Source organism: Myxacorys chilensis, from assembly GCF_059505265.1.
On sequence record NZ_JCACKG010000186.1, the window covers coordinates 80,489 to 91,207 of the forward strand.

Below are 10,719 nucleotides of genomic sequence, written 5' to 3' on the forward strand. Positions count from 1 at the left end.
GAAGAAGTTTCCCTCAAGTCCGATAGAAGATCCGAAAGCGTACCAGAATAACCTGAGCCATTGGATCGAATAGACCCAGATGGATGTTGCTTTGGATGCGCCAACCGCGAATTCTTAATGGGTCTACCCCGCTTCACCATTCGTTTGAGCTCCTTGCTGTTCACCCCTCATTCGTTCAATAGCCTAGGGGCGCGGTCCCTTTAGAGTCAGCCTCTACACCCGAGGGCGGTGCTTGAGGAGAGGCCGTAGCCACACTCCCTTGGCTAGAAGCAGGTGTCAAGAAAATCATTTTATCTGGACTTTGCGGCGTTAATACTGTCCCTGGACGATTGCCCTGTTTGGCAATTTGATCCTTCAGCATTTCTTTGTTGGTGGTAAGTTGCCGCTCGTTGCGTCGAAGGGTTTCGAGATGCTGGTACTCTTTTCCCCACACCTGCTGAGAATAAACTGTCCAGCCATATACGGCCAATACAGAGCCTGCCAGCGCAAATGTAGCGACAACCGATGCCCGCTGCACCATTAGTAGCGATCGCACCCACGTTGGAACAATGTCTTGCGACGGCAAACGCTTAACGCCAATTGGGCTGAAGGTTGCGGTGCGGCGAGCATCTAGAGCACTAGGGTAAACCTGAGAGTGGTTTGAAGCAGAGCGTTTGCGTCGAGACGACTTCAGCACAGCAGACATAAGCGTTACCAGCATTCCTATAGCAGTGAAACCAATCCACCCTGGATCGAAGCGTCAGTATTACGGAGACAGCCCGAGCACTGCCACAAACGCCCTTTATTGTATCGACAGACTTGCAAAGTGTACCGAAAATTTAGGAATCTGATGATTAGCCGAGCGGTAGAACCAATCGACTCATGAGTCGTCCGTCTTCTAGTTTGTAAAGGTTGAATTCTGCACCCAGTTGCTTCATCAATGACTGACAGATGGCGAGATGCAGACCAGGCGATTTGTCAATCATAGACGGGGCTAATAAATCAACAGCTCTGCCCGTTTCTAAGTCTTCAATTAAACGCGGCTCAATCGTTCCATCATCGGTGATCGAGACTTCTACGCAGCGTGAATCTAGAGGACGACACCAAATATCGATGCGTCCGCCAGGGTGCGATCGCCCACCCGCGAGTAACAGCAGTTCATACAGCACGAGTTCGATTTTAGTGATGTCCCCGGTGATCATCGGGTTCGTCTCGTTGTGAACCTGTGACCAGAGTTGTCGCTGTTTAATCAGATGATCGACGCGATCGAGGGCGCGACGGAGCAGACTGATCAGTGGTACAGTGTCCGTTCGCTGGGCCAATTGCCACTGTTCATCACGAATCACGGCATTAATTGGTACGATCTCATCCTCCATCTGTCGGAGAATCTGCTGCTGACGAGTTGCCATGAGCGGATCGGGATGCGGGCTAGGAATTTCCTTCAGTCGCTTCACACTAGATTTGACGGTTCGATGCAGATCTTCTAGACGGCGATGCTTGTACCAACTGAGACGCTCCAAGCGATCGCGCTGAGTCTTTAAGCTTTCAGACAGCATCAGGTAGCGCCGCGACCAGGCAAACTGACTCACCAAAATCGTCAAGGCAGCGACTTGACGATCAAGCCACTGGCGCTCTAAAACATCTACCACAATCAGCACGGCCGATGGCTCATGCTCACTTGCCGTTCGCAGCGCCATCACCAGGAGTTGTCCGGCATCTGGTACATTCAGCCATTGACGAGTTTCAGCCGGGATATCGTCGATCGAAAGTGGCAAAATGCCATCGTGGGCAAGGGCGCGATGCATCAACACATCTGTTTCAAGAGACACCTTCAAGACAGGATTGCAGCTAAAGCTTGGATCGGTTTCAATCGATTGCATTAACCGTCCGGATTGTTTGCCGGGAAACCACGACACGAGGAGAGCGATGGGGGCTTGCAGGACTTGAGCAATATAGTGCAGAGCAGAGCGTTCTAATAGATCTAAATGCTGAGTTTGTTGAATCGACGCCAGCCCCCACTGAACGGTTTGATAGATCTTCTGCTGTTGTTCATATTGCCGTTGCAGTTGCCACTGCCGCAACATTAAGCCGATTTGCCGCGCCACGGCTTGAGTCAATTCGCCTTCGGGTTCACTCCACGATCGGGGAGCGTCATGGGCAATAATCAGTAATCCTTCTACCGATTGTTCAGGAGCCGTGTTACAGACCAACAGCGATCGCACGCCTAAACCAAGCAAGGTATCGCGCCATGCTGCCAAGCGTAAATCCTCTTCCAGGTTCTCGATGGCGATCGCGCCTTGTTTGCGCTCTAACATGTCCCAATCAATTGGACTGAGACTGCCCAGCATCGTTGTTAGTGTCCGTCGGTTCTTGGGATGGCTCTGATAGCAAACCTCAAAATGTCCCTGCTCTCGGTCATAGAATAGGGCGAGAAAGCGATCAGTGCGGAGGCGTTTGCCCACTAGCTCTGCTGCATTCTTCAGGGTAACTTTCCAATCGCTCGTGTCATAGATCGAGTGAGCAATTTCAGCCGTCAATGCCTGATCGAGCCTCGTCTGCTCAATCAGTGTCTCCATACCTTCGAGCGGAGCGACCAAGGCGATCAGTTGGGCAGCTCCTCGAATAAAATTTTTCTCCCCTTCTTGCCAAATTCTGGCGTCGCTGCCTTCGGCGGCAAGAAAGCCTAGGAGTTCGTTGCGGTAAAGAATGGGTGCAGCCAACAGCGATCGCGCTTTGATGTTCTGCATTAAGCGGCTCGTGGCATCAGCTCTGAGCGAACTCGTCGCTTCTCCAATGGACACGACTTGGTCTGCCATCAGAGCCTGGTAGAAACTACTCATCTCCTGCACCGTCATTCCCGAAATGGGCTGGTGTTCGTTCAGTATTCCCTCGGAGTTTGGCGCTAGGCGAGTGGCGGTTTTTTGGGTCGTCACTCTCCGCCAGAAATAGCGACGTTGGCGCTCAAACCAGTACACACTGGTGCGAGTGGGCTGAATGAATTGATGAGTACTATCAACCACAGCATCGAGACGCTGACCCAGATTAGAGCGCGATCGCAGTTGAGCCAGTAACCGCAGGAGTGGCTCATCTAGCTGCTTGATTTGCTGTCGTTGCCATTCTGTTTCAACCGCATCTAACGCACTGGCTAAGCCGCCCAACACCATCGACAGCAAGGCTTTATCTTCGGTTTTAGGAAAGTTTCCCCACAACCGCGATCCCAGCATTGCCACACCAAAGCACTTCTCCTGATATGAGATCGGGAACATCATTGTGCCTTGAATGCCAGATCGCTGAGCTAATTTGCGCCACTCGTTCGCTCGAACTTCTTCTCGCAGATCAGGAAAGGTGAGCGGACGTTGCTGCATCACGATTTGCTCTAGCACGTCGCCTGACGTGAGCGTGAGGCGCTGCCTTAGCAACGGCGCATCACCGCCTAAAGGACTGACCCCGCCTTTGCCAGAAAGCCGTCCACTGACGCGATCGTAGAGTCCAATCCAGATCAGATCGTAGCTAAATTCAGCTTTGAGATAGGCCAAGACTGCATCGACAAGCGCATCAGTGGTTGTTCCTTCACGTAGAGTCTGCAACACGTGTCCCAAGGTAACGAGGTGCTGGTCATAGGCGGTTGGCTCTTTTGTCTGACCCATAGGATCTGGCGGTTAAAACTAGCGATAGCGGTGCAACTTTTGGGCAATGCAATTGGGCAATGCAACGAAAAAGAGACGAAAACGCTCGTACTCCTGGCTTAGAGTGCCCTGGAAGGGAGTGAGATGCGCTATGGTGATTTTTGGGTTCGTGAGTTGCGATCGCAAGACTGAGGTTCTGTTGGCTGATTTGTATCGAGCAATTGTGCGTCCGGTTCTATTTTCAGGAGTGAACGCTGATCCAGAATGGTTGGCTCAGCAAACGCTGCGATCGCTCAGTTGGTTTAACACCAATTCTGCTCCGAAGCGCTGGGTGCGATCGCGACTGGATCGGCTCTATGGCTTTCAGAATGCTCGGCTGGAGCAGACGCTGTGGGGACAGGCGTTCTCAAATCCGATTGGACTGGCGGCAGGATTTGATAAAGATGGCGTAGCCGCCAATATTTGGTCAAATTTTGGCTTTGGCTTTGCAGAAGTCGGAACAGTCACGCTTCATGCTCAGCCCGGAAATCCGCAGCCTCGCTTGTTTCGCTTGCCAGAGGATTTCGCAGCACTCAACCGCATGGGCTTCAACAACCAAGGCGCAGCCGCCCTAGCAGAGCGATTGATACATCGAAAGGGCGCATTTCCGGTTGGGGTGAATCTAGGGAAGTCGAAGATCACGCCGTTAGAAGACGCCGCAGAGGATTATTTAGGAAGTTTTCGGCTGCTGAAAGAATTAGGAGATTATTTTGTCGTCAATGTTAGTTCTCCCAACACACCGGGACTACGATCGCTGCAAGCAACCGATCAGCTAGAACCAATTTTGTCTGCCTTACAACAGGAAAATAGCGCTGCCAAGCCGCTTCTCATCAAAATTGCGCCTGACTTAGATTGGGCAGACATTGCTGATGTGGTGAATCTAGCTCAGCGCTATGCTCTGTCAGGAATCATCGCGACGAATACAACGATCCGTCGCAATGGATTGAAAACGGCGACGATCGCGGCAACCGGGAAACCCGTCACAGAAGAAGCAGGCGGCATTAGTGGTATGCCAGTGAGAGCGCGATCGACCGAAGTGATTCATTTCATCTACAAACAAACGGGTGGCAAGCTGCCGATTATTGGTGTCGGAGGTGTTTTCACTCCAGACGATGCCTGGGAGAAAATCGCGGCAGGGGCAAGTCTCGTTCAAGTTTACACAGGCTGGATTTACGAAGGCCCTGGCATGGTTCGCCGTATTCTTCAAGGCTTGGTGCAGAAGCTAGACCAGCACGGAATAACTTCAATCGGAGACGCGATCGGGTTGGCTCACCATTAACCGTTCATCACCATTAACCGTTCATCATTGACATCAGGGTAACTTCCCAGACGAGCTGCGGCTGGACGTAGGCTAGCAGGTATTTTCGAGCATCTTCGAGCAATTGGAGCGCGGTTGCACTACCTGATTGTGACCAATACACCTGCTGGAGATAGTCCACTAGCCACAACTGCGCGTCACTGTCTAAGGTTTTCGCGATCGCGCGGGCAAGACTCAATGCCTCCCGCAATGTCCGAGGCAACGTCAGCGCTGAGAGCAAGTCTGGTGGAATCGTTTCGAGTTTTTGACGATGCGCGATCGCAGCTCCAGGACTCCCTTGCGCCAGGGCTAAAATTTGCGGCTGAGACAAAATCTCTTCCTGTCCCACTTGCCGCAGAACTTGCGTCATCGCAACGGGATCTAGGCGGTAAAAGGGAATGCGCTGGCAGCGAGAAACGAGCGTTGGTAGCAGCGCTTCGACACTTGGAGCGAGCAAAATAATCGTTGCTTTTCCAGGTTCTTCTAAGGTTTTAAGGAGCGCATTCGCCGCCGATTCGGGCATGGTTTCGGCAGCATCGATGACCACCACCGATCGGGGCGCTTCCATTGGCGGACGACCAAGGAACTGCGTAATTTCTCGAATCTGCTCTAGCCGTACCATCGGCGGAGTTTTGCGTTTTAGCCCTGCTGCGTCTGCCTCAATCGGAGAGAGCCGTTTGCCTTGGTAAAGATAGGTCGGCTCGACCCACAACAAATCAGGATGATTTCGTGCCGTGATGCGGTGCTGAAGGGAGGGCGCGATTGACAGTCGAGGCGATGGAGACAACAAAAGTTTCAAGAAGCATTGAGCCGCTAAGCGTTTGCCAATGCCCGAAGAACCCGCGAAAAGATAGGCGGGCGCAACGCGATCGCGAGCAATGGCTTGTGCCAGCAGTTCCACGGCTTGGGGTTGTCCGATCAGAGGAGCAAAGACAGACATACAGAAACAGACAGAGATTGAGAGAAGCGTATTCAGTGTAGCGCTACGAATCAATGTCTACGAATCAATGTCTACGAATCAACGTCTACGAATCAACGTCATAGCTGGCAAGGTTAAACCACTGCGTCAAGGAATGATTTAAAACAGACTCAATGCGTTCAGCCACCTGAAGCTCACTGCCTCTTGCATCGACTTGAATAAAACGCTGTGGCTCCGTCTGAGCCAGATGAGCAAAGCCTTGACGGACTCGCTGATGAAAATCGAGGTCGGCTTGCTCGATGCGGTCAGGTTTCCCTGTGCCGGAGGCATCGCGCTTGCCGCGCTGTTGCATTCTCGCTAATCCTGTTTCTACATCCAGATCCAGCCAAATCGTCAGATCGCTTTGTAGATCTTGCGTTGCAATTTGATTCAGTTGATCAATGAGCGTCAGATCCAATCCTCGACCGTAACCTTGATAGGCGATCGTAGAATCTGTGTAGCGATCGCACAGAATTAGATCGTTTTCTTCTAAGTGAGGCCGCAAAAATTGCTCGACATGCTGAGCGCGATCAGCCGCATAAAGTAATAATTCTGAGCGATCGTGGATTGGTTCTTTTGTAGGACTTAGAAGCAGCTGCCGAATGCCAATGCCTAGCTGAGTTCCGCCCGGTTCGCGAGTCAAAACTAAATCTTTGATCAATCCTTTTTGCTGAAGTGTTGGCAGCCACCGACTTTGCAAAAGCCACTGGCGCGATCGTTCAAGCTGAGTCGTCTTTCCACACCCTTCTGTTCCTTCAAAAACAATGAATTTACCAGTCATGTTAAGTTCTCAATTCGCCTTCAAGAAACTATCCCACACAATGCAGAATCCGGTATAAAGGTCGTAGGGTTTCTCTCTGTGACTAGAACACTACTGTCTATTTTCTCTACGCAGGGGGACGACAGACACGTATGATAAAGATTCATTTGTTGCACGCTTAGGGTTAGTTATGGCTCGTTACACCTGTCTCTTTACACTTGGCGCTTCGCTGGAAAATCTGATTCCGCTGCTGAACGAAACCCTCCAGTCGTGCAATCTCAACGTGATTTACTCCAATGCCGATTATATTATGGCGAAGGAAATTCCGGGGAAAATTCCCTTTCCCAAGCTCGTCACAGTCGAAGTGCTAGTCGATCGCACAACGGCGACAGATCAAGAAGTAAAAGTAAATTTGGTCAGCAAAAACGAAGAGTTACCGCTCCAGGTGGATAACCACTGTCATCAGATGTTTGATGTTGTCACAAAAGCGATCAGCGAAGACAAAAACTGGCGACTGATCGAAACGGTAAGATGACTCGCAAGGCATTGGGTTAGAGAGTTAACTGGCATTGTATTGCCCCTACCTATTGTCTGATATCCCTTATCTAAATGGGGGACGCCACTTAGGAACATCAATCGTTCAGTCAAAGAATTAAGGATTTGAAAGATCAAAAATTTATAGAGGCGTGTCCCGCTTACGCCTCGCCCGAGCGCGAAGGCTCGTGAGATTAATCCTCAGGATCGCCCACCATATTTGGGCTAATCAGGGTAATGTCAAACTCGTCAGGTGGCACGGTCAAGACAGCATCGCGCTTTAGTAAGTAGTAAATCGCTCGAACCTGCGGGCCAAACACCACTTCATCTTCATTCCGCAGGTCATACTGCTGAAGCTTGCGACCATTGATCAGCAGCCCATTCGCGCTGGGCTTTCCTTTGAGGTTGCCATCTACGATTCGGTAATAGTAAGTCCCATCTTCGTTGGGCAACTGCAACAGCGTTGCGTGACGACGAGACACAAATTGTGACACCAACCGAATGTCACACTTCGGATCTCGCCCAATCGAGTACACAGGCGCGTCTAAGACAAATTCTCGGCGTCCTTTATCGTCTTCGATAATCAATAAGTGATTCTGGTGGGGTTCTGAGGGCATTGAAACTCAATAGGGGTAATGAGCGACAGTGAGGAGAATCTGCAACCTACCTAAGATAAAATACCCGATCGCAAGTTGAAAGATTCAGTACTAGTACTTTGTTCGGAGCAGTTTTAAGGAAGATCAGGACTGTTCTTTAGGATAGATGACCGACTGCATCCTAACAGAGTTTCAGCGATCTACGCATACGTAAGTTTAGGCATGAGAAAGAACGGACGCTTGCGTTAGCGTTAACGCAAGGAGGGATGAGAAGAGGAAAAGGATTGCCTGAGCAACAAAGAATTGGTGACGACGCTAACAGAGCTAAATGCCATGAATGCACCTGCTGCCGCTGGGCTGAGCAACAGTCCTAGCGAGGGAAGCAGTACACCTGCAGCAATCGGAATGCCTAATAAATTATAGGCAAATGCCCAAAACAAGTTCTGCCGAATTTTACGAAACGTCGCACGACTAAGGCGAATCGACTCCACCACATCGCTTAAGCGATCGCGCATCAAAATAATGCCAGCCGTCTCGATCGCAACTTCTGTTCCCGACTTTAGAGCGATACCCACGTCGGCCTGTGCTAAAGCAGGCGCATCGTTTATGCCGTCACCCACCATGCCAACGCAATGCCCTTGAGCTTGCAGTTCGGCAATTTTGGCCGCTTTGCCGTCAGGCAGGACTTCTGCCAGCACCGAATCGAGGTTAAGCTCTGCCGCGATCGCATTTGCGGTAACGCGGCGATCTCCGGTCAGCAAGATCACCCGAAGCCCCATTGTTTTCAGCGCTTCTATGGTTGCTTTGGCATCGGTTCTAAGCGTGTCCTTAACGGCAATTAGCCCGACGAGTGATGAGGATAGCGCAACATAAACAACGGTTTTGCCTTGGGCGGCTAAAGTAGTAGCTTGACCCTGAACCGCTTGAGGCACATCCACTTGATGCTGCTCAAGCCAAGCGGCAGTTCCTAGTAAAACGGGTTGAGAGGTTCCATCCAACCAAACGTTGGCGGAAACCCCAAATCCTGCCTCAGTATAAAAATCTTGAGCAGTTAGGAGCGATAAGTTTTGCGCTGTCGCCGCTTGAGCGATCGCTTGAGCTAAGGGGTGACGAGTTCCACTTTCAACGGTTGCAGCAAGTTGAAGAAGCGGTACACCATCGCTGAAGGCAATCGAGTCTGTGACCATCGGCTGTCCGCTAGTGAGGGTTCCAGTTTTATCAAAAACGATTGTATCGAGATGATGAACCTGCTCTAAAACGTCTCCTCCTCGAATCAGTAAGCCCCGCTCGGCTCCGATGCCTGAGCCAACCAGAATGGCGGTCGGTGTGGCAAGGCCGAGAGCGCAGGGACAGGCGATTACCAGCACCGCGATCGCGAGCTTTAAGCTCAGCAGCAGGGGCGTGGGATGTGGGGTATAAGAGGCAGAGACATGCATCATGGCATGTTCTGCCCCCAGCAACGAATAGTTGGAGTGCATCAACACCTCTGACCAGAGGTGCGAGCCGACAAAGAACCAGAACAGAAAGGTCAGCGTCGCGATCGCCATGACGCCGTAGGTGAAATAGCCTGCAACGGTATCGGCTAGTTTTTGAATCGGGGCTTTGCGGGCTTGAGCCGATTCTACTAACCCGATGATTTTAGCGAGGGTAGTATCTTGTCCAGTGCGAGTGACGCGCAGTGCGATCGCGCCCGATTGATTGAGCGTTCCTGCCGCGACGAATTCTCCAGGCTGTTTCTGAACTGGAACGGGTTCACCCGTGAGCATCGATTCATCAACTGTGGTTTGTCCTGCCACAACTTCGCCATCGACCGGAATTTTTTCTCCAGGCAGGACTTGTAGCCATTCCCCAAACCGTACATGTGCGATCGGCACTTCGATCGGAGTTTGAGTTGCTCCGGCTCCTTGGGCAATCAATTTAGCAGACTGAGGCTGGAGGGCAAATAGCGCTTGCAGAGCAGACGCGGCTCGACCTCTTGCTCGTTGCTCTAGGGTGCGTCCTAACAAAATGAAGCCGACCAGCATCACAGGCTCATCAAAAAAGCATTCCCATCCTAACTGCGGAAACAAAAGGGCAACTAGGCTAGCAGTGAAGGCTGTGATCGTGCCTAGGCTTACTAAGGTGTTCATATTAGGCGCGTTGCGACGCAAGCCTTGCCAACCGTCCACAATCATCGAACGTCCGGGAAAGGCTAATGCTGCCGCCGCTAAGCCGCAATGAAACCAAATATTGCCGAGTCCTGGAATCAGGATTCCGGTGAGTTGGTTGAGATGTCCAATCGTTGAAAATATCAGTAAGAGAATTGCGATCGCGAGTCGTCGATTTTGCTGTTGATGCTCTTGCTGTCGCCGCTCGCTAAGATCGACGGCCTCAGACTGACCTTCTGGCGACCTTGGCTGACTCGGAAATCCAGATTCTGTTAAGGCATCAGCAAGACTAGCTGGATCGACGCTCGGCTCGCATTCGACCGTAGCCAGTTCTGTCACTAGATTTACAGTCGCGCTCAGAACACCGGGTTGCTGGGTCAATTGTTTTTCAACCGCGCTAACGCACCCCGCGCATTTCATCCCCGTCACATCAAGCGTGACGGTCTCGGTTGAGGATGGCTTCTCTTCTGTTGCGATTGACAAGAGGTTCTCAGGCAAAATGTCAGGCTCCACACAAGCGTCTATCTTGAGCGTAGATGATGTTTCGCCATATTGACGCGCGATCGCCAACTTTTCTACTGATCATTAACGCGATCGTCTAATGTAAATCGTAAAATTGGCAAAATTTGAAACTCTTGCTAAGGATTTTTGAAACTTTATATTTGCGGCTTGAATGCGCGAATACGGCAATGGCAGAGGAACTTCAGCCCAATCCACAGGTCAGTTTTTTAGAGGATGTTTGAGAAGTCTGGTAAACAGTAAAAAAGCTCACTCAGTGTAAGC

The 10,719-nt window shown here is 51.1% G+C and carries 8 protein-coding genes; 2 read left to right on the forward strand and 6 right to left on the reverse strand.

Annotation, left to right across the window (positions count from 1 at the left end; translation table 11 throughout):
* Positions 1 to 175: 175 nt before the first annotated feature.
* Positions 176 to 700, reverse strand: a complete 525-nt coding sequence (locus AC5JLB_RS16405; protein WP_495874899.1) for a hypothetical protein — start codon at positions 698 to 700, stop codon at positions 176 to 178.
* Between the two features lie 133 nt (positions 701 to 833).
* Positions 834 to 3,626: a GAF domain-containing protein gene (locus AC5JLB_RS16410; protein ID WP_495874900.1), complete on the reverse strand. Its 2,793-nt coding sequence runs from the start codon at positions 3,624 to 3,626 to the stop codon at positions 834 to 836.
* Between the two features lie 130 nt (positions 3,627 to 3,756).
* Between AC5JLB_RS16410 and AC5JLB_RS16415 the strand changes: the two genes are divergently transcribed.
* Complete coding sequence (locus tag AC5JLB_RS16415; RefSeq protein ID WP_495874901.1) at positions 3,757 to 4,923, forward strand: quinone-dependent dihydroorotate dehydrogenase; 1,167 nt, start codon at positions 3,757 to 3,759, stop codon at positions 4,921 to 4,923.
* A gap of 13 nt (positions 4,924 to 4,936) precedes the next feature.
* On the opposite strand, the gene AC5JLB_RS16420 is transcribed toward AC5JLB_RS16415, so the two are convergent.
* Both AC5JLB_RS16420 and tmk read right to left on the reverse strand, forming a co-directional pair.
* Positions 4,937 to 5,881, reverse strand: coding sequence for a DNA polymerase III subunit delta' (locus AC5JLB_RS16420; protein ID WP_495874902.1), 945 nt, complete (start codon positions 5,879 to 5,881; stop codon positions 4,937 to 4,939).
* 85 nt (positions 5,882 to 5,966) lie between these two features.
* Positions 5,967 to 6,680 carry a dTMP kinase gene (gene tmk, locus AC5JLB_RS16425; RefSeq protein WP_495874903.1) on the reverse strand — a complete coding sequence of 238 codons (714 nt, stop codon included), beginning with the start codon at positions 6,678 to 6,680 and terminating at the stop codon, positions 5,967 to 5,969.
* Positions 6,681 to 6,849: 169 nt separating this feature from the next.
* Between tmk and AC5JLB_RS16430 the strand changes: the two genes are divergently transcribed.
* Positions 6,850 to 7,194, forward strand: coding sequence for a hypothetical protein (locus tag AC5JLB_RS16430; protein WP_495693203.1), 345 nt, complete (start codon positions 6,850 to 6,852; stop codon positions 7,192 to 7,194).
* A gap of 193 nt (positions 7,195 to 7,387) precedes the next feature.
* On the opposite strand, the gene AC5JLB_RS16435 is transcribed toward AC5JLB_RS16430, so the two are convergent.
* Positions 7,388 to 7,810 carry an FHA domain-containing protein gene (locus tag AC5JLB_RS16435; RefSeq protein ID WP_495693202.1) on the reverse strand — a complete coding sequence of 141 codons (423 nt, stop codon included), beginning with the start codon at positions 7,808 to 7,810 and terminating at the stop codon, positions 7,388 to 7,390.
* 230 nt (positions 7,811 to 8,040) lie between these two features.
* Positions 8,041 to 10,419 (reverse strand): heavy metal translocating P-type ATPase, encoded by a 2,379-nt coding sequence (locus tag AC5JLB_RS16440; RefSeq protein WP_495874904.1) that lies wholly within the window; start codon positions 10,417 to 10,419, stop codon positions 8,041 to 8,043.
* Between the last annotated feature and the right edge of the window lie 300 nt (positions 10,420 to 10,719).